The sequence below is a fragment of the Rhizobacter sp. LjRoot28 genome (assembly GCF_964253025.1).
Classification (GTDB): Bacteria; Pseudomonadota; Gammaproteobacteria; order Burkholderiales; family Burkholderiaceae_C; genus Rhizobacter.
The window spans coordinates 2,811,624-2,837,687 of record NZ_CAXUQC020000001.1 but is presented as its reverse complement, the minus strand read 5'-3'; the positions used below and the strand labels follow the sequence as shown (position 1 = coordinate 2,837,687).

The window sequence follows — 26,064 nt, the reverse complement described above, 5'->3', positions numbered from 1 at the left end:
CATGGCCGACAACGCGATCCGCAGCCTGCGTGTGCTCGCCGACATCCGCCGCCGGCGAGGCAAGGTCCTCGAGAAGACGCTGGCCGATCAGCGGGCGGCGATGGACCGCTGCGTGGCCGACACCGCCGCGGCGCGGGAGCGCCGTGACGATGCGATCGCACGTCACCTGCAGGCGGTCGAGGGACGCGCGCGACTGTTCGAGCAAGCCTTCACGCCCGCCCATGTGAAGGCCATCGACATCGCCATCGAGACCTGCATCGCCGAGCGGGCCGAGGGCGAGAAGGTGCTGAAGCGATGCGAGTCGAGCGAGCAACGGCAGGCGCAGGAGGTGCGCATCGCCCAGGCGGCGGTGCGGCGAAACAACGAACGCGTCGAGCGCTTCGAGGCGCGCATCGCCGAGGCGATCGCCCGCAAGCTGGTGGCCGAGGACGAAGCGGCCGACGAGGAGGCCGAGGAGATGGCCAGCGCACGCATCGGCGGGCGCCGCCGGGCATCGCAGGACACGGCCGACCATGCCTGAGCTCGACATGATGCACGTCGGTGCGGCGTTCGGCGACCTGCTGAAGACCGTGGCCCTGTGCAGCCTGCGCTTCTTCATCGTGTTCCTGATCCTGCCGGCCACCGCCGGCGACGCCATGCAAGGCATGGTGCGCAACGGCATGGTGGTGCTGTTCGGCATGTTCGTGGCGGCCGGCATGTCATGGCAGGATGCCGGCGCGTTGTCGGCCTCCACCTGGCTGATGCTGGCGGTCAAGGAGGCCATCATCGGCCTCATGCTGGGTTTCGCGGCCTCCACGGTCTTCTGGGTGGCCGAATGCGTCGGCGCCCTGATCGACACGCAGGCGGGCTACAACAACGTCCAGCTGACCAACCCGCTCAGCGGCCAGCAGAGCACGCCCGTCTCCGACACCTTGCTGCACCTCGTGATCGCGGTGTTCTTCGCCATGGGCGGCATGCTGGTGCTGCTCGGCGCGCTCTTCGAATCGTTCAGGCTGTGGCCGCTGCTGTCGCCGCTGCCGTCGATGCAGGGGTTCTCGGACGTGTTCTTCCTCAACGAGGTCGACGGCATGATGACCATGACGGTGAAGTTCGCCGCACCGGTGTTGCTGGTGCTCGTGCTCATCGACGTGGGCTTCGGGCTCGTCACCCGCGCGGCCGACAAGCTGGAGCCGAACTCGCTGTCCCAGCCGGTCAAGGGCGCCGTCGCGATGCTGCTGCTCGCCTTGCTGGCGGGTGTCTTCATCGCCGAGGTGCGGCAGTTCCTCCTGCCGACCGACCTGACGCCGCGCCTGCAGAACCTGCTGCCCGGCCGTTGACCGGGCCCCTTTGTAAAAGTCAGGCGGATGCGGACGCGCGCCGGCGCGCGTCGCGCCCTTCGACAATCGCATCCTTGCGAGGCGGTGACTTCGGATTTCCGGACGGTGCTTCGGCGGCGCCGTGCCCGGCGGTGGAGGGGGCGGTCGGGTGCTTGGTCTTTCTCACGAATGCGAAGAAGAGGCCAGGTCGTTTCTCACGCCGGGTTACGAGATTCGCCTGACGATTCATGAAATTTCGCACGACTTGTCGCTCCTAGCATGGGTCCATCCCAGCCACCCGCACACCCGACACAAGGAGCGATGATGTACTTCTGCCTGCTGACCGCGATGACCCGGTCGTCCGCCGCGCGAGACCTGCTGCCCATGATCCTCGACGGCCGCGCCAAGGCCGCCGCGTCGCTGGCCCTGTCCACCCTGGAGACCATGGCCACCCGGCAGGGCGAGGCGGCGGTGGAGCTGTCCAGCCTGAGCGCCGACCTGATGCTGGCGCAGGACTGCGCCGAGGACGCCGAGGACCTGTACCGCCAGGCCCTCGTCGCCGCGACGGCCTCGCCCCGCGGCCAGGTCCGCGTGATCTCGTGCCGCAACATCGGCATGCTGAGCCTCTACCAGCGCCGCTTCGGTGCTGCCGCGAACAGCTTCCAGCGCGTGGTGGAGGACGATGCCGCCACGCTGTCGCAACAGGTCGAGGCGCTGGCCGGCATGGCCCTGACCCACCATGCCCTCGGTCGGGGCGAGATGGCGACGCTGGCCCTGGGCGACGCGGCCGCCCGCCTGGATGGCGCGGGCGCCGCCAGCGCCCCCGGTGTTGCCGGTGCGTTGCGCCTCTTCGTGCGCATGGTGCGGGCGGAACTGTCCGCCCAGTGCGCGATTCGCACGAACGGCGCGCTGGCGGACCACGCCTTCTGGCAGTCCGAAGCCGCGCATGCGGGCGCTCGCCTCGATGCCGGCGCCGTGGTGTCGGAGCTGCACGCCTGCCTCGCCGCGGCCGTCGGGCACGGCCTGCTCACCCAGCGGCTTGCCCACCTGGCGGTGCTGGTGCGAGCCGGCGCGGGCGACGTGCGCAGTCTCGGCTCGGTGCACGACTACCTCGCCTGGCTGCGTCGCATGCACCTGGCCGGGCCCGAGCGGGAAGGGCGCCTGGAAGGGGCGCTGGTGGCCATCGCGACCCATCACCCGGAGCTGGCCCGCAGCCTCATCGAGCCGCTGGGCACGGCGCACGATGCCGGCCCGCAACGCTGGAACTTCGAGCTGTCGTACTGCCGGGCCAAGCTGTGCGAGATGACGGGCCAGGCCGACGAGTGCCTCCGGCACTACCAGCGCTACGCCCTCGAATCGGCCCGCTGCCTGCGCAGCGAGACGCAGGCTCCGGCTCCCGTGGCCACGGCGAAAGGCCGGGTGACGGAGACGCGTGACGCGGCCGAACTCGCGCTGCCCGCCAAGTACCGGCGCGCCTACCGCTACCTCGTCTCGCAGATGGACCGCGCCGACCTCAGCGTGCGCGAGATCGCGGACCACATCGGCGTGAGCGAGCGCGCGGTGCAGTCCGCGTTTCGCATGCACCTCGGGATGACGCCCGTCGAGGTGCTTCGCCGGTGCCGCGTCGAACGCATCCGGGACGATCTTCTGAGCGCGGAGGGATGCGGCCCGACGGTCATCGAGACGGCCGCACGCTGGGGCATCCGCAATCGATCGACGCTCGTATCGTCGTACCGCAAGCACTTCCGTGAGACCCCGGCCGACACGCTGGCGCGCCGTGAGGTGCCGGCGGCCATCCATGCGTGAAGGGCTCATCCTCGGCTGGCTGCTGATGCTGCCGTGCCTCGGCGCCGAGGCCTGGCCGCGCAAGGGGCTGGTGCTGGCCCCGCCGGCGGTGGGCAGCGCCTTGCAGCTGGAGCCGGACGAAGGCTGCGGCACGGTGACGGCGCGGCCCGACGACGTCTGGGGCGGCGGGCTGACCCTGGCCGGGGCCAGCGTCCGCCGCAGCGCACGCGTGGACGGCACGCTGGCCCGCCTGATCGAGGAGGCGGCGGCGGCCCATGGTCTGGATGCCTCGCTGGTCACGGCCATCGTGCGGGTCGAGTCGGCCTTCAATCCGCACGCCGTGTCGCACAAGGGCGCGATGGGGCTGATGCAGATCATGCCGGCCACCGCACGCGGCCTCGGGATTTCCGACCCCGCGCGCGATCTGCTCGACCCGCACACGAACCTGCGCGCCGGCGCGCGCCACCTGCGCGGCTTGCACCAGCGCTATCCCGGCCGCCTCGACCTGGCCATTGCGGCCTACAACGCCGGCGAAGGTGCAGTGGCGCGGTGGGCCGGCATTCCGCCGTACCCGGAGACGCGCCAGTATGTCGAGTCGGTGCTGTCCTGGTACGAGGTCTACCGCGCAGGCGGTGCCTCGGCGCCGCCTCGGGTCACGGGCTGCTCATGATGGGCAGCCGCAGGTGCAGCTTCACCCCGGAACCGGGCGCGGCTTCGCAGCGCAGCTGACCGCCCACCTCGTGGGCGATCTCGGCACACAAGGTGATGCCCACCCGGCCCGCGACCCGCGCCAGTTCACCGCTGCCGCAGCAGATGACCATGTCGCATGCGGCCTCGTCGCTGTCGATGGTCGCCAGGAGGTCGCGTGGCGCCGCGACCCCGTCGGCTTCGATCAGCAGGATGCGCAACAGCACCGCGAGCCGCTGGGCGTCCACGTTGACGACCGGCCGCTGACGTGCGTCGATCGTGAGGGTGCGGGCAGCGCCCCGCCGCCAGAGTGACGCATCGTTCCAGGCCTGCTCCAGCGCCAGGCGGAGGCTGACCTCGCTCGGCTGCGGCGAGGCCCGGTAGGAGAACATCTTCAACTGGCGCACGAGCGCGGCCGCGGCATCCACCTGGGCAATGACGTCGTCGAGCGCGCTGCGCAGGCGGGCAGGATCATGCGGCAGGCCGGAGGTGGCGAGCAGCTGCTGCAGCGTGGCGCGTGCCGCGGCCAGCGGTTGGGCCAGGGCATGGTGGATCTCGGCGATCAGGCGTCCGATGACATCCAGCCGCTGAACGTGCACCAGCACTTCGTCCCTCAGGTGGCGCCGGCGCTTCGCGTCGCGGTCGGATTCGGCGAAGCTCCAGCGCACCTCGTTGCGTTCGGCCTGGAGCCGGCTGTTGTCCGCCTCGGCCAGGCGAAGCCAGCGCAGGGCCTCTTCGTGCCGGCCCAGCCCAGCCTGCAGCGCGGCCAGCCGCCGCTCGGTGGCGCCCAGGTGCGACTGATTGCGGGCGGCGCGAAGCTTGCGCACGGCGTTCTCGAGACACAGCACGGCGCGCCCCGGGCGCTCACGACCCAGGTGGTAGTCGGCCAGCGCAAGCATGGCGTACGTGCGGTACCGCTCGCTGGACCGGTTGCGCCGCGCCTTGGCGATGCAGATGCGGGCGGCTTCGGCGGCTGCAGCGAGATTGCCGAGCCGCGAGTGGATCGACAACCAGGTCTGCAAGGCCGCCGGGGCCGCATCGGCCCGCAGCGGCGGGAGTTCGTCCGCGGCCGCGTTGCGGAGCCGCTCGGCCGCGGCGTCGTCGCCGCGCGCCGCCGCGGCTTCGGCGAGTGCCAGGTGAATGCCGGCCGAATTGACGTGGGCGAAGAAGGCGCCCGGTCCGCCGTCGGGCAGCGCATCGTGGAGGCGAGCGGACTGGCTGAGGCATGCCAGCGCCTTGTCATGGTCGCCGACCATCTCGAAGACGACCGACTGGTTGTGCAGCAAGGTGGCGCGCTGGAAGGAATCGCCCAGGGCTTCAGCCAAGGCGAGCGCCCGGGTCGAGTGCTCCATGGCGCGCACCAGGTCGCCGGTCTCGATGCTGGTGATGAAGCAGTAGTTCAGGGCACGCCCTTGCCCCGCGCTGTCGCCGCAGCGGGCCAGTGCGGCGCTGGCATCCAGCGCCGAGGCGTAGGCGAGCGCGTAGTCGAACAGGCGGTAGGCGTAGTGCGCCTGCCGGAGCAAGGCATGCCCGAGCACGTCGTCAGGGGCACCGTCGCGGCGCGCGTCGCTGACCGCCTGCGCCGACAGCCGCAGCCCTTCGGGCAGGTCGCGCACCGGCGCGATGGCCGGGCTTGGCAGGGCAAGCGAGGCATCGACGCCGGGCGTATCGGCATGGGGCGCGGTCATCGGTGCGGGTCACGCAGGGGCATCGCGCCAGCGTGGCGCGGGTGCGCCGGCTTGTCAAGACAGCTTGCCGTCGCGTTTCCATACCGGGCTTCGGCTGTGCGGCCGGGCGGCGGTGCAGCGGACCCTAGTCTGCGCTGGTCGGTGCACGCATGGCCGGCCCGCCAGCCCACCGTCCTGCCTCAACCCGAGACGACATGTCCGACGAAAAGACCGAAGAGCCGACCGAGCACAAGCTCGACAAGGCACGCGAGAAGGGCGAGGTCCCCAAGAGCCAGGACGTGGCGGTGGCCAGCTCCATGCTGGGCGTGATCATCGTCCTGCAGGTGACCGCCGACGGCATCGCCCAGCGGCTCAGTCGACTGCTTGGCCGCGCGCTCGATTTCGGGGACGGCGACATGCCGCTGCACGAGATCTTCGGACGGATGAAGGAGATGGCCCTGGAAACGGCGATCTCGGTCGTCCCGCTGGTGATCGTCGCGGCCGTGGGTGCCGCCCTCGGGCTGATGAGCCATGTCGGGTTCCTGGTCGCGATGGAGGCGGTGGCCCCCAAGCCCGAGAAGCTGGACCCGGTCGCCGGAACGAAGAAGCTCTTCTCGGTCAAGTCGCTGCTCACCTTCCTCATGATGCTGGCCAAGGCGATCATCATCGGCGTGGCCGTCTGGCAGGTGATCCTCATGCTGCTGCCGTTGATCGGAGGCGCCACCTATCAGTCGGTGGCCGGGATCGGCACCATCGCCTGGTCGGCGATTCTCAAGATGCTGATGATCGCGCTGGTGCTGTTCATCGCACTCGCCCCGGTCGACTACGCCATGCAGCGCTGGCTCTTCATGAAGGACCAGCGCATGTCCAAGGACGAGGTCAAGCGCGAACACAAGGGCCAGGAGGGCGACCCGCAACTCAAGGGCCAGCGCAAGCAGCTGCAGCGCGAGAACGCCAACGGCCCGCCACCCAAGAAGGCGGTGGCCTCGGCCAGCGCGGTGATCGTCAACCCGACCCACTACGCGGTCGCCATCCGGTACGACCCGGACGAGACGGGACTGCCCGTCGTGGTGGCCAAGGGCCTGGACGAGGAGGCCCTGCGCATCCGCCGCCTGGCCGAGTCGCTCGGCGTGCCGGTGTTCGCCAACCCGCCGCTCGCGCGGGCGCTGCACAAGGTCCAACTCGGCGCGGCGATTCCCGCGGAACTGTTCGAGGCGGTCGCCGCGGTCCTGCGCTGGGTCGACCGCATGGCACGCCGCCCGGGCGACACCAACGCAGGAGGGGCCGCAACGTGAGCCAGACCATCACCCGCCCGGTGGGCAAGAAGGGCTACGGCGAGGAGATCGGCACGCTGGCGGCCATCGTGGCGATCCTGGCCCTGATCGTCTTCCCGCTGCCCACCTTCGTCATCGACGTGCTGCTGGGCGTGAACATCACCGTCAGCGTGCTCCTGCTGATGGTGGCCCTCTACATCCCCAATGCGGTCGCGCTGAGCTCGTTCCCGTCGCTGCTGCTGTTCACCACCCTGTTCCGCCTGGCGTTGAACATCGCCTCCACGAAGCTGATCCTGCTGCACGCCGATGCGGGCCACCTCATCGAGGCCTTCGGCAACCTGGTCGTGGGCGGCAACCTCGTGGTGGGCATCGTGGTGTTCCTCATCATCGCCATCGTGCAGTTCATCGTGATCGCCAAGGGCTCCGAGCGCGTGGCCGAGGTCGGGGCGCGCTTCACGCTCGATGCCATGCCCGGCAAGCAGATGGCCATCGACGCCGACCTCCGGGCCGGCCACCTCACCGGTGACGAGGCCCGCATCAAGCGGGCCCACCTCGCCATGGAAAGCCAGCTGCACGGCGGCATGGACGGGGCGATGAAGTTCGTCAAGGGCGACGCGATCGCGGGGCTGGTCATCACCGCGATCAACCTGCTGGCCGGCATCGTCATCGGCATCACGTACCACAACATGCCCGCAGCCGAGGCCGCCAACCTCTTTGCCGTGCTGTCCATCGGCGACGCCATGGTGTCGCAGATTCCCTCGCTGCTCATCTGCGTGGCCGCGGGCGTGATCATCACGCGCGTGGCCGACGACGCCAAGAAGCCCAAGGCGCTGGGCGCCGAGATCGCGGGACAGATGATGTCCAACCCGCAGGCGCTCTACTTGGCGGCGGCGCTGCTGTGCGGCTTTGCCGCGGTACCCGGCTTTCCCTGGTACGTGTTCGTCGTGCTGGCCGTGGTGCTGGTGCTGGTGGCGCGCAAGCTCAAGGGCGGCAGCCGCGCCGACCCGGAGGCCAGCCCGTTCAAGGGATTGCAGCGGGAAGGGGCCAAGGGCGAGGCGGGCGGCATCGAGGATGCGCCGGCCGCCTTCAGCTGCCCGCTGGCCGTGACCTTGTCGGGCACGCTGGCGGCCTCGCTGGATGGCGCCTTGCTCGGCGCGGCGTTCGAGCGCGAGCGCAGTTCATTGCAGGAGCGCCTCGGCCTGCCGTTCCCGGGCATCCGCCTCTGGCGCCAGGCGGCGCTGGCCGACAACACCTACGAGGTGCTGGTGCACGACGTGCCGGCGAGCGAGGGCAGCCTGCAGCCCGGTCGCCACCTCGTCGTGCAGCCGTCGACCGAACTCATCGCCCGCTGCGAGATAGGCGGTCCCGCGGGCGGGGAGAGCGAGAGCTTCTGGATCGCGGACTCCGACGCCGCGGCGCTGGTGAAGGCCGGTGAGCCGGGTGTGCTGTCGCATGAGCAGGCCATCGCCCGGCATGCGGTGCAGGTGCTTCACGAGCAGGCGCACCTCTTCCTCGGCATCCAGGAGGTCCAGTGGGTGCTGGAGCGGGTGGGCGTCGACTATCCGGGACTCGTGGCCGAGGCGCAGAAGGTGCTGCCGCTGCAGCGCATCTCCGAAGTGCTGCGCCGGCTCCTGGAAGAGCAGCTTCCGATCCGCAACATGCGGGCGATCTGCGAGAGCCTCATCGTCTGGGGCCCGAAGGAAAAGGACATCCTCATGCTCACCGAGTACGTGCGAGGGGACCTTGGCCGCTACCTCACGCACCGGGCCACCGGCGGCACGGGCGCGCTGTCCGCCGTGCTGCTCGACCCGATGGTGGAGAAGATGATCCGCGAGGCGATCAAGCCCACGCCGGCGGGCAACTACCTGGCCCTGCCGCCCGACACCATGGGCGCCATCGCCGGCAACATCCGGCGCATGGCGGGCGACGAACCGCAGCCGGGGCTTGCCGTGGTGACCTCGATGGACATCCGCCGCTATGTGCGCCGCATCGTCGAGTCGGAAATGAAGTGGCTGGCGGTGTACTCGTTCCAGGAGCTCGGTCCCCAGGTCCGGCTCGAGCCGCTCGGGCGCGTGACCCTCTGACCCTTCGGTCGCGATGACGAAGCCCGCCGTCCGGCCCGCTGCCCCCTTGCCCGCCGCCAGTCCGCAAGGAGCGACGCGCGGGCTCGCGCCCACCGGGCCGACCCTGCGGTTTGCCGAGCTCCTGCAGCAGCGGCGGCCCCTGCCGGCTGAGGTCGTGGACTCCGATGCGCTTGCGGCCATGGACGGCGGTGCCGGCGGCTGCCGGCACGAGATCGAACGCGACCCGGACGACGACGCCGCGCTGCATGGGGAGGAGGTCGAGCCGACTGCCGACTCGTTGGTCGGCGAGCCGACCGCGCCGCCCGTCGCACCGCCGGCTGCCTTTGCGCTCGCGGCCGCCGCGCCCGAGGCGGCCTGCCGTGACGCCATGCGGGAGGTGGCGCTGACGATCGCGGGCTTCTGCAACGACCGGGCCGTGAACAACGGGGAGTTGTGGCAGGTCCGCATGGGCCTGCGCGCCGACGTGCTGCCTGCGACGACCTTGAACCTCGGTCTTTCGCCCCACTGGCTCACCCTTCGCTTTGAGGTCGGCGATCCGACCGCGCTCGACCTATTGTCGAGGGGACGAGAGGCGCTGCTGCAGGTCCTCCAGAACACGATGGCGCGCCGCCGCGACATCTCCATCACCTTCGAGTCCCCATGACACCCACCGGCCTTCCCGTGACGACCCCCCTTGCCAAGCGGCTTGTGCGGATCGAGCCCGCCGCGGCGGCGGCGAGCCGGCTCTGCCATGACCGCCGGCTGCGCGCGGCGTGGTGGGATGCACTCGATGGCCTCGAGTTCGTGCCCTTGGCGGCCGCACCCGCCGATCCGGTTCACCGCCTGTCGCTCGTGACGGCACAGGGACCGGTGGAAGCCTGCTTCTGCGCACCGGAGCTGGCCTCGCTCGCTCTCGCGGCCGCGATGGGATCGGACATCCCGGCGCCGCTGCAGGCCCTGGCCGCGGAGGCCGTCATGCAGCCACTGGTCGAGGTCTTCGGCGCCTTCGGCCTCCATGACGTTCGCGTCGCCGGGCTGGTGGCGATGCAGGACCGCCACGACGAGGTGCCGGCCGGCGGCTGGGTGCGCGCCATGCGGCACGGCCAACCGGTCGGGAGTTTCGTCTGCACCCGGTTGCCGGAGGTGCTGCTGCAGGGGTTTCGGCAGCGGCTCGAGCCGCAGCGCTTCGTGTCCCGCCTTGCGCATGCCATGGCCATGCCGGGGCGGGTGCTGCTGTCGCGACGCCCGGTTCGCCTCGCGATCCTCGACTCGATCGCGCCGGGCGACGTGCTGCTGCTCGCGTCGGGCGGAGCAGACAGCCGGGTGGCCTGCAACGTCACCTTCGGCGCACCGGCTGGCCGACGGTGGTGTGCCGACGCCACCGTGGAAGACACATTCCTCACCATTCAAGGAGCAGGACGCATGATCGACGAAGACGAGGCCGACGCGGGGTCGGGGCTGGCCGAGGAGGACCTGTCGTCGCCTCCGCGTGATCTCGAGGTGCCTGTGCGTTTCGAGGTGGACACTGCCGCGGTGCCGCTGTCCCAGCTGGAATCGCTGGGGCAGGGCTACGTGATCGAGCTTTCGGCGCCGCTTGCCAGCGCACCCGTCCGGCTCGTTGCCTGTGGCCGCGTGATCGGCCTGGCCGAGCTGGTGGCCGTCGGCGACCGCCTGGGCGCACGCATCACCCACCTGGCGCCGCGCGATGCAGAACGAACCCGCCATTGAAGTCGTTCCGCTGCTGGCGGTCATCTTCGCGATCGGCTTCCTGCCGTTCGCGGCGATGATGGTCACCTCGTACACGAAGATCGTCGTGGTGCTGGGGCTCGTGCGCAATGCGCTCGGCGTGCAGCAGGTGCCGCCGAACATGGTGCTCAACGGCATCGCCATCATCATGTCGGTCTACATCGTCGCGCCGATGTTCATGGACGCCTTCGACGCGCTGCAGCGGCAGCAGCACGAGCCGGGCGGTGGCACCCGTCAGGTCGCCCAGGTGATGGAGGCGGCCCGCGAGCCGGTTCGCAAGTTCCTTGCGAAGCATGCCCATCCCCGCGAGAAGGCGTTCTTCCTCAAGTCGGTGTCGTCAGTCTGGACGCCCGAACGCGCCAAGCAGGTGCGTGAGGACGACCTCATCATCCTCGCGCCCGCCTTCACGCTGTCGGAGCTGACCGAAGCCTTCAAGATCGGTTTCCTGCTCTACCTCGCCTTTGTCGTGGTGGACCTGGTGGTAGCGAACGTGCTGCTGTCGCTCGGCCTGTCTCAAGTGACGCCGACCCAGGTGGCGATTCCGTTCAAGCTGCTGCTCTTCGTGGTGATGGACGGCTGGTCGGTGCTGCTGCACGGCCTGGTGCTGACCTACCGGTAGCGCGGCCATGGGAACCGAAGACATCTCGCGGGTCACCTCCGAGGCGCTGCTGCTGTGCCTGCTCGTGTCGCTGCCGACGGTGCTGGTGGCGGCGACGGTCGGCCTGCTGATCGCCTTCGTGCAGGCGGTGACGTCGCTCCAGGAGCAGGCGATCGGGCAGGGCGCCAAGATGATCGCGGTGCTGATCACGCTCCTGTTGGCCGCCCCGTGGGGCGCGCGCATGATCCTCGAGTTCGCCAACTCGATGATGCGCCTCGCGATGGCGTGACCCCTCGAGGAGAACCGATGCACACGAACGCGACCCATGGCATCCGCGCCGCCACGGTGGCCCACACCTCGCAGCAGCCCGCCGGCCAGGGTGCCGCCGCGCCTGGCCACCGGCCGGGCGACCAGGTGGCTCACTACAAGGGTGCGACCTTGCGCACCTCGTTCGCCATGGTGCGCCCCGGCGGCATGGCGAAGGCGATGCTGGCCAAACTCAAGCCTCGCTCCGGGCCCCCGGGCGGCGTGGCCTCCGCCGAAAGCCAGGCGCTGCAGACAGCGATCGAACGAGACGGCCGGCGTTCCGATGTCATGGACGGCGGCAACGAGGAGACCGGCGGGCAGCGGGTGCACCGGCGAGACGGCGAGCGCGGCGGACAGCAGGGATCGTCCGATGACGACCGTCCTTCCCGCGAGGAGGATTCGGCGCCAGCCGCAGGCGCCGGTCGACGACGCGCCTTCGCACGGGGTGTCACGTCCGCCGTGGCGGCCGACCGGCCAGGCGCCGCAGCCGTGCTGCGGGCCGACTGGGCGGCTGCCGCGCTCGCATCCGGCGGTGAACCGGCGCTGCGGCGGGCACTCGCCACACGGTTGTTCCAGGTGGCGAGAGGGCCGGGCACCGTCGGATGGCGACGGCCGTGGCTGGGCCAGGTCGGTGCGGTGCACGCCGCATCGCCTCATCCAGGGGCAGGCCTGGACGAGCGGGGGCTGGGGGCGGTGCGGGCGGTGCTGGTCGGGCTGTCGAACGGTGCGGCGGGCCACCGCCTGCTCCCCAATCCGATGCGCGAGACCTTGTTCTGCTTGCTGCCCCTCGTGCTGCTCGACCTGCAGCGGCCGCGCACGGCCGCCCAGCGGCAAGACACGCTCGTGCGCATCGCCGTTCTCGCGCGCATGGCGCAGCCGCTGTCCCGCGCCTTGCGACCCCTCCGGGAGCCCGAGCGATGACCTACGAACGATACGAAGCCCTTGTCACCGAACTGTGCACCCACACGGAACTGGGTGACCCGAAGGTGGTGCTCGAGACCAAGACGCTGGAGGTCGAGGGCTTCACCGTGCTGCTCGACCACTTCGAGGACGATCCGACCGCCCTGTACATGCAGTTCGACTACGGCATCGTCACCGCCGGTCGCACCCTGCGCGTCTTTCGCATGATGCTGGAGTCCAACCTGCTGGTGTACGCGCAGGACCAGGCGCAGCTCGGCGTGAACCCCGACACCGGTGGCGTCCTGCTGATCCTGCGCGTGCCGATGGGCGACGAGATCGACGGGGCCTGGTTCGCCGACACCCTCGTGCACTATGCGGAGCACGGCCGATACTGGCGCGACCACATGAGCACCTCGGTCGACGACATGTTCGAGGGCATCGCCGCCGGGGACTACGCGTGGCTTCGCGCCTGAAAGTTTGTTAGGCTCGGAACCGAATCCACTGCAGCGCGACCTTCTCGCGTTCCGCGCTGGTCCCCACCGGTCCCCACTGTCCGCCGCGCCGCGTGCCGCCCGCCCTCTCGTCCCTTGCCGCCCCTGAGGATCGTCCATCGCTGTGGCCCCATCGGCCGGCGGAGGACGGCTTGTCGGACGACCTCGAGTCGCTTCTGGCCTCGGCGGAAACGCATGCCACCACCGACGTCGCCCTGGCGCGCCGCCTCCTCCGCCACGCCATCTCGACCGCCCGCATGCAGGCCGATGACCGCGTGCTTCCGCACTGCCTGCACCGTGCGGCCGTGCTGCTGCTGAGGTGGCACGACGCCTGTGGGGCGTACGCGTTGTGCATCGAAGGCCAGCCGCTGCTGGAGCGGCTGGACGACCGATGGGGCGCCACGCAGGTGCTCAAGCTTCGCGGCCGGTGCTGCCTGGAGGTGGGCGAGCACGAGTTGGCCGAGACGCTCCTCTCCGAAGCGCGCGATCGTTTCGAGCGGATGGGCCTCGCGACCGAAGCCGCCCGGTGTGAATCGCTGCTCGCGTCGGCCTATCGCGGCGAGGGCAACCTGCTGGCCGCGGTTCATTTCGCGGGGCATGCCCGCGCGCGCCTTGATCCCGCGCCGACGCACCTGCTGCATCGGCTGGGGGCCGGTGAGGCGTACAGTCGCCTGCTGCTGGCGCGTCGGCTGAAGTCCGTGGGCGAATCCGACGGTGCGCAGCAGCAGCTGGACGCGGCGGCGGCGGTGCTGCCGGACCCTGCCGAGGTGGACGACGCCTCCAACGGACAGGCCGCGCTGGTGCATGACATCTCGGCCATGGTGGCGGCCGAACGCGGCGACGGCCCGCGACAGCGCGCTGCGCTGGCCCGCCTGCTGCGCATCGCGCGGCGGCTGAACGCGCCCGATTGGCTGGGCCTGGCCTGGCTGCGGTTGTCGGAACTGCGAGCCTCGCAGGGTCGGGTCGCCGCCACCATCACCGGCGCCCGCAGCGCCGTGCGTCAACTCGCGCGGACGGCCGGGGTGGCCCGCCTGGCGGCGGCCGAGCGACTGCTGGCCGATGCGCTCGAACGTCACGGCGACAGCCAGGGGGCCTACGAGGCCTTCGCCTCGGCGCTGCGCCATGACGCCGAGCAGGAGCGGGTGCAGGTGGCGGTCCGCCTGGAGTTGCTGGCGCTGCACGCGAGGGCGGAGCAAGACCTGCGGGATACCGAGCAGACCCTGGCCTATGCCCAGCGCTTCTCGAACGTCGGCTATCTGGTCGCAAGCGTCAATCACGAGCTGAACCAGCCGCTCGCGTCGATCCGGCTGCTCGCCGAGACGACCATCGAACTGGCGGCCCATGGACACGCGGACGAGGTGCGCGAGAGCCTGCGCTCCATGCACCAGTTGGGCGAGCGCCTGGAAGTGGTCGCGTCCAAGCTCGCGGCCTTTCCGGTGCGGGAGAACGCCCCGCTGCGGCCGGTGGCGCTCGGCCGTGTCGTGGACGTCGCGCTCGAGCTGCTGCAGGCTCGCCTTGCGCAGATTCCGTGCGAGGTTCATCGCTTGCGGGAAGACGTGTGGGCCGAGGCGGACGAGGCCCAGGTGATCCACGTCGTGGTCAACCTGGTCAACAACGCGATCGATGCGCTGGCGGCGCAGCCGCATCGGCGCATCGACTTCAGCTGCACCCTCGGCGCGCGGCAGGTGAAGCTGACCGTGCAGGACAATGGCCCGGGCCTTCCTCCTGCCGTGCACGACCGGTTGTTCCATCCGTTCTTTTCCACCAAGGCCGCCGGACAGGGCCTGGGTCTCGGCCTTGCGCTGTCACGAGACGCCCTTCGGGCCATGGGCGGCGACCTCACCGCGCGCACCGGGCCCGGGACCGGCGCGGCCTTCGACATCACGCTGCCGCTGGCCGCAGCGCCCCACCCGCCATCACCATGACCCCATCCATCGCTGCCCCAGACACCTTCCCCTCGAGGCGCGTGGTCGTCATCGAGGATGAACAGGCCTTCCTGCACACCGTCCAGCGCTCGCTCGAACTGGCCGGCTTCTCCGTCCTGCCCTGCGGCTCGGCCGAGGCGGCGGTCGAGCTGCTCGCGGCTGGTCCGGTGTCGGTGGTGCTGACGGACCTGCGCCTGCCCGGCGCCGACGGGCTGTCGGTGCTGGAGCGGGTGAAGGCGATCGACCCCGAGCTGCCGGTGGTGCTGATGACCGGACACGGCGACATTCCCACGGCCATCCAGGCCATTCGCGCCGGCGCCTACGAGTTCCTCGAGAAGCCGTTCAGCCGCGAACGCCTGCTGGCGGTGATGACCCGGGCGGCCGACCGCCACACCTTGCTGCTGGAGAACCGGCAGCTCAAGCGCCAGCTGGCCGCGGCCTCCGGGATCGGCGAAGTGTTGCGCGGCGACAGCCGCGCCATGCGGGAGCTGCGCGACCTCGTGTTGCGCCTCGCGCCCACCCCGGTCGACGTGCTCGTGCAAGGGGAGACCGGCACGGGCAAGGAACTCGTCGCCCGCTGCCTGCACGACTTCTCGCGCCGCATGGGCCACTTCGTGGCGGTCAACTGCGCAGCGATTCCGGAGGCCTTGTTCGAGGCCGAACTCTTCGGCAACGAGTCGGGCGCCTTCGCCGGGGAAGGGCGCCAGCGCATCGGGAAGATCGAGTACGCGAACCAGGGCACCTTGTTCCTCGACGAGATCGAGGCCATGCCGCTGGCGTTGCAGGCGAAGGTGCTGCGGGTGCTGCAGGAGCGCGAGGTCGAGCGCCTGGGCAGCAACCAGGCCGTGCCGGTGGACTTCCGCGTCGTGGCCGCGACGAAAGTGGACCTGGAGGCCCTGAGCCGCAAGGGACTGTTCCGGGCCGACCTGTTCTACCGCCTGAACGTCGTGGCGCTGACCGTGGCGCCCCTGCGAGACCGGCTCGGCGATGTGATTTCCCTGTTCGAGAACTTCGCACGGCAGGCGGGCATGCGCTACGAGATGTCGGTGCCGCCGCTCACGGCCGACCACCATGAGCTGCTGCTCAGCGCCCACTGGCCGGGCAATGTGAGAGAGCTCAAGAGCTGTGCGGAGCGCCATGTGCTCGGCCTGCCTCTGTCGGTGGACGGGCGCGACACTGCCGCGGCCTCGCGGTCGTTCGAGGAGTCCATGGCCATGATCGAGCGCAGCCTCTTGCAGGCGGCGCTTCGCCAGCATGGCGGCTCGGTCCGCGAGGCGGCCAAGGCCTTGCGCATGACGCTCGCCACGGCCTACCGCAAGCTCAAGGGGCTCGACATCGACCCGGCCATGTACAAGGTGGACGGTTGAGCGCTGGCCGCACCGGGCCTGACGCGCCATTGCAGTGCAGGCGGGCGCCCGCGAAGACACACGCCTTTCACGCGCCCTCCCCACAATGGGCGCACGCCGGCCCCGGCTCGCGGTCGGCGAGCCGGATTTCTCGAAAACGAGACGCCTTTTGCAAGCAGCTTCCCAGTCTTGGGATGACGCGCATCATCTGACCCCCTCGAGCCTCGTGTTTTCACGGTGGCGATGAAGCGTCGATGGCCCGACAGTGTTGGCATGGCGGTTGCGATGCACGTTGCAAGGCGACGCACGCGACACCGCACCCGCGGACAACGGCGTTCATTGACAGGAGTAGGTCTTGGAACGAGCTGGCGTGTTGATGATGGAAGGCGGCGGGCGTGACCATTTCCGCTCCCTGCTGACCACGGTGGGGGTGGAGGCGGTGGCCTTCAACGGCGTGGCGGCCTTGTTGCGAGGCTGGCGTCGCGAGATGGGGCGTCTGCTCTTCCTCGACGTGGACCTGCCCGAGGACGACTGGTCCGGCCTCATCTCGCAATTGCACGACGTGTCGGGCCGCACCACCGCGGTCGTGGGCATCGGGGCGACGGCGCCGTCGGCGGCGGTCGCGCTGGACGCGGGGGCCGACGAGTTCGTGGCCTTGCCTTGCGGTGCGCCGGAGCTGGCCGCGCGCGTGCATGCGGCCCTGCGCCGTGCCGGCACGACTCGGGCCGAGGCCGCCGCTCCCTCGTGTGGCCCGTGCACGCTGGACGTGGCGGGCCAGCGCCTGGTGGCCCCGCGCGGATGCGTCGAACTGACCAGCCGTGAGATGGCGCTGGCCCGCTGCCTCTTCCAGTCGGCGGGCGCACTCGTCACGCGGCGCCGGTTGGCGCACATCTGGGAGGCCGACGAAGACATCGCCGGTCGGTCGATCGAGCAGCACGTTTACCAGCTGCGCCGCAAGCTGAAGCGGTGCGCGGGCGACGCCGTCGTGCTGCGCAGCGTGTACGCCCGCGGCTATCAGCTGGAGGCCCTGGCGTCGGCATCCGCGTCTGCTTCAGCTTCCGCGAACTGAGTCGCCAAGGTACCGGCCCGCTGCGCGGGCCGGTTCAGGCGGACTGCAGATGCGGCGCGTGGCCCGTCGACGATGTCGGGTCGACCGACATCGGCGACGGACGATCGGGAAGGGCCAGCGCCATGCGGTGGCGTCGCTGGTACGCGGCGAACTCTCCCGACGCCGACAGTTGGGCGGCGGCGAACCTGCGCGTCGACGCGAGCAGTCGATAGCGCGGTGGCTCGCCCGGTATCACGGACAGCAACGAGCGGTCCACCAGTTCGGTGAGGGCGTCGAGCACCGCCCAGGTGTCGAGGGCGCCGTCGTCGCCCGCGGCGACGGCCAGCACCCGTTCGAGCGGCATGTCGTGCTCGAAGACGGAGAGTCGGCGCAACAACGCGCGTTCCCGCTCGGGGAGGAGGTCATGGCTGCGTTGCAGAGCCAGCTGAAGCACATCGGGCCCTTCCGCCGGCGCGGACGCGGCCCGGTCGATGGCGAGCGGAAGGCCATCAAGGGCACGGCACAACGCGATGATCGGTCGCACGTTGTGTTCGTCGAGCACGAAGGCCGGGTCCCTGAGGGCAGCGCGTGCGGCGTACAGAGCCACGGCAGGGAAGCCGAGCGCCTGGTCGGGCGGCACGTCGTTGACCGGTACCGGCAGGCCCTCGAGCCGCAGCACCTGTTCGTCGCGCAGGCGCAGGCGCATCTGGCCGACCAGCAGGAAGGAGAGTCCGGGTGCCCGACGCAGCAGCAGCTGCACGGCACGGGCCACCTCGTCGGGGGCGGCTTCCACCGCATCGATGACGACGAGCACCTTGCGAACGGGCAGCGCCTGGAGCAGGTTCTCCAGGGGATCGTCCTTGCAGGGTTCGATGCCGAGCGTCCTCGACAGGCTGCGGAAGATTGTGGCGTCGATGTCGTTGGGCGTGAGATCGATCCAGACGGTGCCCTGGGGATAGCGGTGGGCGACGTCGCACAACAGCCGCTGGGCAAGGCTCGTCTTGCCGACGCCTGCCGTGCCCGTCAGGGCGACGACGCGGTGCTGCGACAGCAGGTCGGCCAGACGCCGCACGTCTGCCGAGCGACCGAGGAGCGCCTTGCCCGCATCGCGAACCGCCGGCGCGACTCCGGGGGACGGCGCGGCAGCATGGCCTGGAGCCGGCACCGTGCGCACCATACCTCCCGAGAACTTGTAGCCGCGGCCGGCAATGGTGGTGATCGCGGCGGCGCCAAGCACCTTGCGCAGCGAGGCGATCTGCACGGCGACGTTGTTCTGTTCCACCACGAGGTTGGGCCAGACGGCGTCGAGCAGCTCGTCTTTCGAGACGACCCGATCGCGCTGGGCGACCAGGGTCATCAGCACATCGAAGGCCCGCGCGCCCAGCGGCTGCGGCTTGCCATCGATCAGCAACCGGCGTTCGCCGGCCCTCAATTCAACATTGTCGAACGCATGGCAGGTGGCTTGTTGCACGGTGAACTTCCATCGTGAAAAGGGACGCCTGGTGTCGCGGGCCGTCACCCCCATCGGGGGTGGCGGCAGGGCAGAGAATAGGCCGACCCTGACCTCCGGACCGATACGCTCCGGAGGTCACCGATACTTTCATGCGTGAACAACCCTCCGAACGTGGGATTCACCTGCGGCAGGCGATGGATCGCCGCGGCGACCGCCTCAGCCGCGCGGGGGTGAGCCGGTGGGCGCAGGGTTGCTCGCCTCGGCGAGCGGCCCGTCCGGCACGTCGGTCAGGACCCGCCGGTCGTGCTGCAGCGCGGCATGACCCGCCTGCGTTGCGGCATGGCCGGCCTGGGTGGCATGGCGCTGCCACAGTGGACTCACGATGCCCCGGGCGACCTGCGCAAGCAGCCCGGCGTCGTCTCCTTGACGGTCGCGTCGCGCGTTCTTGACGTTGACGGCCGTGTACTGCGTGAGGGCCGAGAACGCGCCCAGCACGCCGGCGCCGACCGACAGTGCGACCTGCGCCCCCGCCGCCATGGTGCTGGTGCCGCCCACCGCGGCGCCCACGCCCCGCACCAGGCCGACCGCGCCTGCGCCGCCGGCGCCGATGAAGGCGAACTGCGCAGCGAACCGTTGACCGAGCTGCGCGGAGTATTCGAGCGGCGAGCGAAGCTTCGCCACGCCCTCGCGCCAGGCGAAGGCCACCGACGTGTCCTTCATGACATCGGCCAGCAGTTGGCGGGCATGCCCGCCGGCGCTGAGGTCGGTCACGTTCCCGGCCTGCAGCAGGCCGATGTCGTGCTCGCATTCGGCGATGCTCGCGCGCAGCGTTTCCACCTCGGGCCGGCCTTGCTCGGCATCGTCGTCCGTGGCGGCGTGGGGCCCCAGGGCATCGAGTCGGGCCTGCAGGTCGTCTCGGTGGACCGCGAGGTGGGCGGCCACCCGGCCGGCAATCGTGGTCTCCGGTTCGGCGATCAGGTTGCGGAACTTCGCTTCATCGATCCCTGCGGCGGTGACCGGTCGTCCGGCGTTCCAGTCGGCCTGCCCTTGCGGGGTGAAGAGATCGCCATAGAGCAGGCCGAGCTTGTGCTCGTCGGCCTGGGCGGTTTGCTCGTCGAGCCCCGCTGCATGATGCTGACCGGCGATGGCGGCAAACGCGAGCACGACGGACGTCGCGGTCACCGCGGCGGCGGGCGCCCCCGCGGCCTGCAGCGCCGGTGCATAGATGCCGCTCATGGAGCGGGCGACCCGCCACGGCGCCTGGGCGAGGGTGGAGTTGAACTGCCGGTCCTGCATGCCTTCGAGCCGGAAGGCATCCATCACCAGGAGTCCGACCTCCACCGCCCGGTCCGTCTGACGCTGCTGGAGGGCCTCCAGTTCGCTGCGCTCGTCCGGTGACAGGGCGGCGAGGAACGCGCCGATCGCTTCCTCGCCGGCCTCGGTGCCGGTGTCATGGCGGGCATGCCTTGCCGCCAGCCGCTGCATCAGCGCGTTCATCTGCCGAGCGTCTTGCGCGGCGTCCGCCTCCAGCGTCTTGATCTGCCGCTCGATTTCCGGAAGCGTCTCCTTCGCCTTCAGGTTGCCCGGCATCTTGACCATGGGGGCGCCCTTCTGCCGCATGAGCGTGATGGCCGAGACGATGGGTGTCTGCAGGCCGGCCGTCACGAAGGGTTGAGCCACCAGCGCCGCCAGGCTCGCGTACAGCACGTGCACCGGCGACGCTTTCAGGGCGGCGAAAGGGATGGCACCGTAGAGCGCCGCCTGGAACGCCGAGCCGCTCGTGGGGATCCAGCGGCCGCCCTGGGCCGCGACGCGTGTCATCGCAGCCTCCTGCTCGGCGGAGAGGCCGAGTGCGCGATTCCAGCGCGTGATCATGTCGGGCGTGGCGCGCGCTGCCAGGTCCTTGTGGGCCTTCGGCGCCTCGCCGCCCGCCAGCGGGTTGTGCCGCACCGCGTTGATGACGGCGGCGGCCTCGTCGAGGTTCACCGGGCGGTTGCGTTGCGCGTCGAGCCGGCGCTGGAACTCGGGCAGGGTGCGGGCGAGGCCGACGTCGACCACGGGCGCGGCGGCGTCGGTCGCGACCGCGGCGCCGGTGCGATCGAGCGGCACCAGCGCCACCGATTGACGCGGACGGATGGACAGGTCGCCGGACGATGTGCGGGTGGGCGCCGCACCATCCGTGCGATGCGCCAGCGAGTTGCTGCGCGACGGCGCCTGGGTCGACGCGCGCGGAGCGGCGGGCGATGCCGGGTCTGCAGGCGTGGCGGGGCGGGCGCTTCGGATGGAAAGGTTGTCGTGGGTCATGGCGTGCGGTGTGTGGAGGGCTGCATCACCCGCCAACGTAGGGCGCGTTCGTGACGCTCCGTTGACCCGCGCGGCCTCGCTTCGCTGCGCCTGACCTGCCCTCGTTTTCCCGAACATCACCCGCCCATGAGCAGCCCCCTTGTCCTCGCGTGACGATTGAAACGGCCGCGGGCCCGGGGCGCATCGCGCCACGGGCCCGCGGGCAGAACGGTCGGTGCGGGTCAGACCGGCGCCGCGACGCTCGGCGCGCTGCGCGCCGCGCGGCCCGCCTTCGACCAGGGCGACGCCTCGACGACCGGCTCGGCAGCAGGGGAGGGGAACGGTTCCGTCTCGACGTGGCTGATGGCCACGCGGTCGCTCGCGATCTTCGTCTGCAGGTACGAGGCGCCCACGCCGAACTGGGCGGCGAACTGGCCCGTGCTCACCTTGTCGTCGATCAGCACCACGTCGAGGCCTTCCTTCAACTGGTCTTCCGGGATGTCCGAGAGGTTGATCTCGCACATGTCCATCGAGAACTTGCCGGCGAAGGTGCACGGATGAAGGGTGCCGTCGGGCGTGCGCAGCCGCACGGTCGGCAGCTTGCCGCCATCCCCTTGGTGGTTCCAGCGGTCGCCGGGCGGGAGCAGGTCGCGGTAGCCCACCGGGATGGTGCCGAGCACCTCGCCACCGGGGCGCGTCACCGTGTAGGTGCCGTCGTAGCCGACCTTGGCGCCGGGCGGGTACTTCTGGAACGGCCCGAGCTTCGAGGTGACGGTGAGGGTAGGCTCGAGCGGGTTGGTGTCGGTCTCGAACGGTGCCTGCGCATGGAAGGTGGCACCCATGCGGACCATGTTCTTGTGCAGGTCCTTGCCGAGGAAGACGGTGGACGAGGCGCCCAGCGACTCCTGGATGCCGGGGTAGTGCTGCTTCAGGCGGGCCGCGATGTCATCGAAGCGGGCCAGCTGGGCCAGGGTCTTGTCGCCCGGGCTGCGCTCCTTGGTGGCGGGGTTCTCCGTTGCCGGATCGGCGTCACCGGCCGCGGCCAGGTGGGACATCATCAGCTGCGGGGCGATGTGGGGCAGCTCGCCGTTCCTGATGGCCGCCAGCAACGCATCGACCTGGTCGCCGCCGATGCCGGTGCGGCTCATGCCAGAGTCGAACTGGAGGATGCAGTCCAGCCCTTGCGGCGGCAGCTTGCCCTCGGCCTTCAGGCCGGCGGCGATGTCGTTCCACTTGCGCACCTGGGCCACGCTGTTGAGCACCGGCGTGATGTCGTGGTCGATCAGCCATTTCGGGTTCACGTCCATGTCCAGTCCGCCCAGCACGTTGATGCTGACGTCGTCCGCCAGGTCCGGCCGTTCCTTCTTCAAGGCCGCGCGCAGCTTCACCGCCTCGCTGAGCTCCGCCACGAACATGTCGCGCACGCCTTCGGACACCAGCACCTTGGCGATGGCCGCCGGGTTGCTGCCGTTGAGGCCGTAGCCGTCGGCCTTGAGCACGGCGCCGCCGCGCGCCGGGACGCGGGTCACGCCGTCGCTGCCCACGAGGGCGAGGCCGCGGCGGATGTTGCGCCGCACCGCGCTCATGTTCAACACGGCGCGCGTGCGGGCGGTCTCCTGCAGCATCGCATCGACGTCGAGGGAGGCCTTGGGGGCCGGCGTCGGCAGGGGCGTGGCCGCCTTCTTGCCGGCGATCAAGCTCGTCAGTCCGCCGATGGCCGTGCTGGAGCGCACCGGGGCGCCGCCGTGCAGGCTGGACGTTCGCGAGGGCGTGTCCATCCCCGGGCGCTGCGTCGACTTGCCCTTGTCGGCAGAGGACGTCGAGGGGGCATCGACCAGCGGTTGGCGGGACGACGAGGCGATGGACTGGGTGCTGACGGGTTTGAACATGATGGCTTCTCCAGAAGGACGGGCAGGGAGGTCAGATGGCGTTGCGGAGCAGGGAAGAACCGTCGGGTTCCTCGATCTCGGGCGTCACGTCGACCGCTGAGAGCTCGGCCGTGCGCGGGTCATCGAGGTCGAGCTCCTCGATCTCCAGCGAGTCGGTCGAAGGCGTGGGCGCGGTTGCGGCCGAGGGTGAAGGCGACGACGAGGACGAGGCGAGATCGTCCAGCGGATGCCCCTCCTCGATGTCCGGCGAGCGAGGTGTGACCTTGGGCTGCGCCGAGAATCCCTTGGCGAACGGCCAGTACTGCACGCCGTTGATGAGCCCGATCATCAGCGCGGTCACCATCAGGATCTGGTTGGACGACTTGCCGGCGTCGGTCATCTTGGACGCGATCAGCGGCACGAAGCTCTGGGCCTCGGAGATGATGTCGCTGCGCACCGACTGCTGGCCGAGCAGCGCGTTCACGAAATGGCGCTGCCTGAAATCCACCTGCAGACCCACCTCGGGCGCGTGGCCGGCGCGGATGGCCCGGTTGCCTTCGTTGGCCAGGTCCTCGGCCATCTCGCCGCCGGTGTTCAGGGCGGCCCGGATCGCCGCGGCCTTGGCCACGTCGGCCATGCCGAGCCCGGCGCGTGCGGCACGCGCACCCGAGTTCGGCGCGAGCATCAGCATCAGCATCGGCACGATCATCTGGTCGAGGCCGTAGAACACGCTCATGAACATGAAGTGCGTCTTGTCTTCCGGCGGGTCCTGGGCGGCGGGCAAGCGGAGCCACGACTGCACCCCGACGTCGCGCGCATGGGTGTACGCGGTCATCGCCACATGGGTGGCCGTGGTGGTGTGGGACAGGCCGAAGGCCTCCTCCGCGAAGAAGGCGCCGAGTCCGGTGGCGACCGAGATGCCGCGGCCGATCAGGGCGTCGCGGAGCTGCTCCTTGCTGGCGCCGCCGTCCATCACGTCGCGGTACGCGCCGATCAGGTGCGTGAGGGTGGGATACCCCGGCCCGGCCAGTGCGCTGATGCCGCGGCGCACCGGCTCCGACACGCCGTGGCGTTCGAGCGCCAGTTCGATGCCATACGCAAGGAACTCTCGACCGAAGGTCGTCACGCCGACCGATGCGAGGTTGCGCAGGAACACGTTGCCGGTCGTGGCCAGCCACTGCGCGGTCTTGCTGTCGAAGTCCCGGTTGTTCATCACCCGGGCGAGAAAGTCCGGCATGTCCTTGATCGCCTCGGTCAGGCGGTCCACCGCCGTCTTCACCTCCTCCGGAGGGAAATGCGCGTGAAGCGAGGCGTTGTCGTCGGCACCGCCGGCCGGGCTCGGGGCCTCGGGGGGCTCGGCGGACGTCACCGAGCTGTCGCTCGACAGCTCCTCGATGCGGGACTCGTCGGGGGGCGACACGCTGCCCGTGCGGATCTGGTCGATCGCATCGAACAGCCGCTGCAGCGCGGCGTCGTCCGCCGGCCCGGCCGGCCGCTGCAGCGCGGTCGACGGGCCTTCGCCGTTGCCCAGCGCCGCCATCATGGTGCGGTCGGCCGCCTGCATCGCATCGGTGACGATGCGCTCGCCGTCAGGGATGCCGGCCTGTGCGAAGAGCCGCAGCAGTCGCTCCTGTGCGGGCGCCTGCGCGCCGAGCAGCCGGGAGACGTTGTTCTCGAAGTACGTCCGCACGGCCGCGGGTTCCAGCGAGCCGATCTCCTTCATGGCCAGCCTCTGGATCTGCTCGGCCATCTGGGCGGCGGCGCGGTCGGTCTGGGCCTTGGCAAGTGCGGCGCTGCTGCGCCGACGGGTCGCGGTCACGGCGCTGCTGGTCGACGCCGCCGACGTCGCGGTGGCCGCCTCGCTGCCGTTCAGCGACGTGCGGCGCGACGGCAGCCCCGGCGTGCCCTCGAAACGAACCAGCGCCTTGCTGGCCGGCGTGCTGCCCCCCGGACCTGATGGCGCAACGTCCGGGTGCGCCGTCGGTTGCACAGACGTCGGCAGGGGTGGCGTGCTCGGACGCGAGACGGTGGGATTGGGCATCGGCGAACCTCGTGGTGTCGTGTGACGATCGGATGACACCAGTCTGGAGACCGCACGCCCGCCGGGACGGTGGTCGAACGAAGGCGCGACGCGGCAGACGAAGCCGCGGGTCGCGCTGCAGCCCGCTCAGACGGCGGGCGTGGCTCCGCTCAAGGCCTTGCGCAGCCGACCCGGCGCCATGCCGTACAGCTGCTGGAAGTGGCGGATGAAGTGCGACGCGTCCGAGAAGCCGCTCTCCCCGGCAATGGTGACGACCGGCAGGTCGGTGGTGGTGAGCAGGTAGCGTGCGTACTTGAGGCGCGAGTTGCGGTAGTACTCGGACGGACTGGTGCCGGTCTCCGCAAGGAACACGCGTTCGAGCTGGCGGCTGCTCGACTTCACGAGCTTGGCGATCACGGCGATCTCGAGGGGCGTCGTGATGTTCTTTTCCATCAGCACGATGGCCTGGCGGAGCTTGTCATGGTCACTCGTGTCGTAGCCCAGCGCATGGGCCCGCGACATGTGCGACGCGGTGCGTTCCGCCGTGACCGTCATCTGGTGCACCACCTTCGCCGCGCGGTCGGCGCCGCAGTGCACCCGCACCAGCTCCGCGGCCAGCTCGACGATGGAAATGCCACCCGGGCAGGTGATGCGGTTGGAGCCGATCGCGTAGTGGGACCGGGTCTCGAAGGCCAGCGACGGGTGCAGGCTCTCCCAATCGTCCACATGGAAGGGGTGGATGCAGGGGGCGTGACCGTTCAGGAGATCGAAGCGGGCGAGCACGAAGCTGCCGGTGCAGATGCCGATGAGGGGCACCTGGCTGCGCGCCACGTCGCGCAGGAAGGCCACCTGGGCCGGATCGACGCTCGCGATCTGCGGCAGCAGCCCGCCGATGACGGCGATGTAGTCGTAGTCGAGCGGCGCCGAGAACGGCAGATCCACCGGCACCTTCACCCCGCAGCTCGCGGTGACCGACTCACCGGCCTTGCCCAGGATGGCCCACGAGCATCGGTTCTGGCGGCTCTGGTCGCCCAGGTCGGCGGCATGGCGCAGGCCGTCGCACAGGCCCGCCAGGGACAACAAGGGGAAGCCCGGCCACAGCAGGATGCCGATGCGCAGCTCGGCCTGAGAGGCGGGCTTGCGGCCCGGGCGCGTGACCGAGGGCGCCTGGTCGAGGCGGTTGACGATCAGGCGGGGGGCGTCGTCGGGCAGGAGGTCGGTTGGTGTTTTCCCGGGATGTCGCATATGTTCAATGTCGCCGCACCGCCCTGCCATCGGGTTTGCGCAAACGTTCCTAGGATCGCGTTGT

Annotated in this window: 21 protein-coding genes; 15 read left to right on the top strand and 6 right to left on the bottom strand. The window is 70.4% G+C overall.

The features are described 5' to 3' along the window. Window position 1: 1 nt before the first annotated feature. The 4 genes from ACSQ2F_RS12955 (at window position 2) to ACSQ2F_RS12940 (ending at window position 3,750) form a co-directional block, all read left to right on the top strand. Window positions 2–520, top strand: a complete 519-nt coding sequence (locus tag ACSQ2F_RS12955; RefSeq protein WP_436023393.1) for a hypothetical protein — start codon at window positions 2–4, stop codon at window positions 518–520. Next, the gene (gene sctT / locus ACSQ2F_RS12950) at window positions 513–1,316 is read left to right on the top strand and encodes a type III secretion system export apparatus subunit SctT (protein WP_436023391.1); all 804 of its coding nucleotides are present in this window, start codon (window positions 513–515) and stop codon (window positions 1,314–1,316) included. Before ACSQ2F_RS12955 ends, sctT begins: the two co-directional genes overlap by 8 nt. A gap of 303 nt (window positions 1,317–1,619) precedes the next feature. Further along, window positions 1,620–3,101 carry a helix-turn-helix transcriptional regulator gene (locus ACSQ2F_RS12945; RefSeq protein WP_436023389.1) on the top strand — a complete coding sequence of 494 codons (1,482 nt, stop codon included), beginning with the start codon at window positions 1,620–1,622 and terminating at the stop codon, window positions 3,099–3,101. Then, the gene (locus ACSQ2F_RS12940) at window positions 3,094–3,750 is read left to right on the top strand and encodes a lytic transglycosylase domain-containing protein (RefSeq protein WP_436023387.1); all 657 of its coding nucleotides are present in this window, start codon (window positions 3,094–3,096) and stop codon (window positions 3,748–3,750) included. Before ACSQ2F_RS12945 ends, ACSQ2F_RS12940 begins: the two co-directional genes overlap by 8 nt. On the opposite strand, the gene ACSQ2F_RS12935 is transcribed toward ACSQ2F_RS12940, so the two are convergent. Then, a complete protein-coding gene (locus ACSQ2F_RS12935) occupies window positions 3,734–5,455 on the bottom strand; it encodes a hypothetical protein (RefSeq protein ID WP_436023385.1) in 1,722 nt (573 codons plus the stop codon). The genes ACSQ2F_RS12940 and ACSQ2F_RS12935 overlap by 17 nt on opposite strands. Window positions 5,456–5,649: 194 nt before the next feature. Between ACSQ2F_RS12935 and sctU the strand changes: the two genes are divergently transcribed. The 11 genes from sctU (at window position 5,650) to ACSQ2F_RS12880 (ending at window position 17,152) form a co-directional block, all read left to right on the top strand. Continuing rightward, window positions 5,650–6,729 carry a type III secretion system export apparatus subunit SctU gene (sctU, locus tag ACSQ2F_RS12930; protein ID WP_436023383.1) on the top strand — a complete coding sequence of 360 codons (1,080 nt, stop codon included), beginning with the start codon at window positions 5,650–5,652 and terminating at the stop codon, window positions 6,727–6,729. A gap of 8 nt (window positions 6,730–6,737) precedes the next feature. Continuing rightward, the gene (gene sctV, locus ACSQ2F_RS12925) at window positions 6,738–8,792 is read left to right on the top strand and encodes a type III secretion system export apparatus subunit SctV (RefSeq protein ID WP_436026812.1); all 2,055 of its coding nucleotides are present in this window, start codon (window positions 6,738–6,740) and stop codon (window positions 8,790–8,792) included. Between the two features lie 178 nt (window positions 8,793–8,970). Next, entirely contained in the window at window positions 8,971–9,435 is a 465-nt protein-coding gene (locus tag ACSQ2F_RS12920; protein ID WP_436023381.1) for a type III secretion HpaP family protein, read from the top strand. 17 nt (window positions 9,436–9,452) lie between these two features. Continuing rightward, window positions 9,453–10,499: a type III secretion system cytoplasmic ring protein SctQ gene (gene sctQ / locus ACSQ2F_RS12915; RefSeq protein WP_436023379.1), complete on the top strand. Its 1,047-nt coding sequence runs from the start codon at window positions 9,453–9,455 to the stop codon at window positions 10,497–10,499. Continuing rightward, entirely contained in the window at window positions 10,477–11,136 is a 660-nt protein-coding gene (sctR, locus tag ACSQ2F_RS12910; RefSeq protein WP_436023377.1) for a type III secretion system export apparatus subunit SctR, read from the top strand. The genes sctQ and sctR overlap by 23 nt, the downstream gene beginning before the upstream one ends. Before the next feature lie 7 nt (window positions 11,137–11,143). Beyond that, window positions 11,144–11,404 (top strand): type III secretion system export apparatus subunit SctS, encoded by a 261-nt coding sequence (gene sctS / locus ACSQ2F_RS12905; protein WP_436023375.1) that lies wholly within the window; start codon window positions 11,144–11,146, stop codon window positions 11,402–11,404. Window positions 11,405–11,421: 17 nt separating this feature from the next. Next, on the top strand, window positions 11,422–12,342 hold the full coding sequence (locus ACSQ2F_RS12900; protein ID WP_436023373.1) for a hypothetical protein: 921 nt from the start codon (window positions 11,422–11,424) through the stop codon (window positions 12,340–12,342). Next, window positions 12,339–12,794 carry a CesT family type III secretion system chaperone gene (locus tag ACSQ2F_RS12895; protein ID WP_436023371.1) on the top strand — a complete coding sequence of 152 codons (456 nt, stop codon included), beginning with the start codon at window positions 12,339–12,341 and terminating at the stop codon, window positions 12,792–12,794. Before ACSQ2F_RS12900 ends, ACSQ2F_RS12895 begins: the two co-directional genes overlap by 4 nt. A 170-nt stretch (window positions 12,795–12,964) precedes the next feature. Further along, entirely contained in the window at window positions 12,965–14,737 is a 1,773-nt protein-coding gene (locus ACSQ2F_RS12890) for a sensor histidine kinase (RefSeq protein ID WP_436023369.1), read from the top strand. Continuing rightward, window positions 14,734–16,104 carry a sigma-54-dependent transcriptional regulator gene (locus tag ACSQ2F_RS12885; RefSeq protein WP_436023367.1) on the top strand — a complete coding sequence of 457 codons (1,371 nt, stop codon included), beginning with the start codon at window positions 14,734–14,736 and terminating at the stop codon, window positions 16,102–16,104. The genes ACSQ2F_RS12890 and ACSQ2F_RS12885 overlap by 4 nt, the downstream gene beginning before the upstream one ends. A 334-nt stretch (window positions 16,105–16,438) precedes the next feature. Next, window positions 16,439–17,152 carry a response regulator transcription factor gene (locus ACSQ2F_RS12880; RefSeq protein ID WP_436023365.1) on the top strand — a complete coding sequence of 238 codons (714 nt, stop codon included), beginning with the start codon at window positions 16,439–16,441 and terminating at the stop codon, window positions 17,150–17,152. A 34-nt stretch (window positions 17,153–17,186) separates the two neighbouring features. Here ACSQ2F_RS12880 and ACSQ2F_RS12875 read toward each other — a convergent pair whose 3' ends face one another. The 5 genes from ACSQ2F_RS12875 to ACSQ2F_RS12855 form a co-directional block, all read right to left on the bottom strand. After that, window positions 17,187–18,602: an ATP-binding protein gene (locus ACSQ2F_RS12875; protein WP_436023363.1), complete on the bottom strand. Its 1,416-nt coding sequence runs from the start codon at window positions 18,600–18,602 to the stop codon at window positions 17,187–17,189. A gap of 198 nt (window positions 18,603–18,800) precedes the next feature. Beyond that, on the bottom strand, window positions 18,801–20,888 hold the full coding sequence (locus ACSQ2F_RS12870) for a hypothetical protein (protein ID WP_436023361.1): 2,088 nt from the start codon (window positions 20,886–20,888) through the stop codon (window positions 18,801–18,803). A 221-nt stretch (window positions 20,889–21,109) separates the two neighbouring features. After that, on the bottom strand, window positions 21,110–22,756 hold the full coding sequence (locus tag ACSQ2F_RS12865; protein WP_436023359.1) for an alanine racemase: 1,647 nt from the start codon (window positions 22,754–22,756) through the stop codon (window positions 21,110–21,112). Between the two features lie 31 nt (window positions 22,757–22,787). Next, window positions 22,788–24,776 (bottom strand): hypothetical protein, encoded by a 1,989-nt coding sequence (locus ACSQ2F_RS12860; RefSeq protein ID WP_436023357.1) that lies wholly within the window; start codon window positions 24,774–24,776, stop codon window positions 22,788–22,790. Window positions 24,777–24,902: 126 nt separating this feature from the next. Then, window positions 24,903–26,000 (bottom strand): GlxA family transcriptional regulator, encoded by a 1,098-nt coding sequence (locus tag ACSQ2F_RS12855; RefSeq protein WP_436023355.1) that lies wholly within the window; start codon window positions 25,998–26,000, stop codon window positions 24,903–24,905. Between the last annotated feature and the right edge of the window lie 64 nt (window positions 26,001–26,064).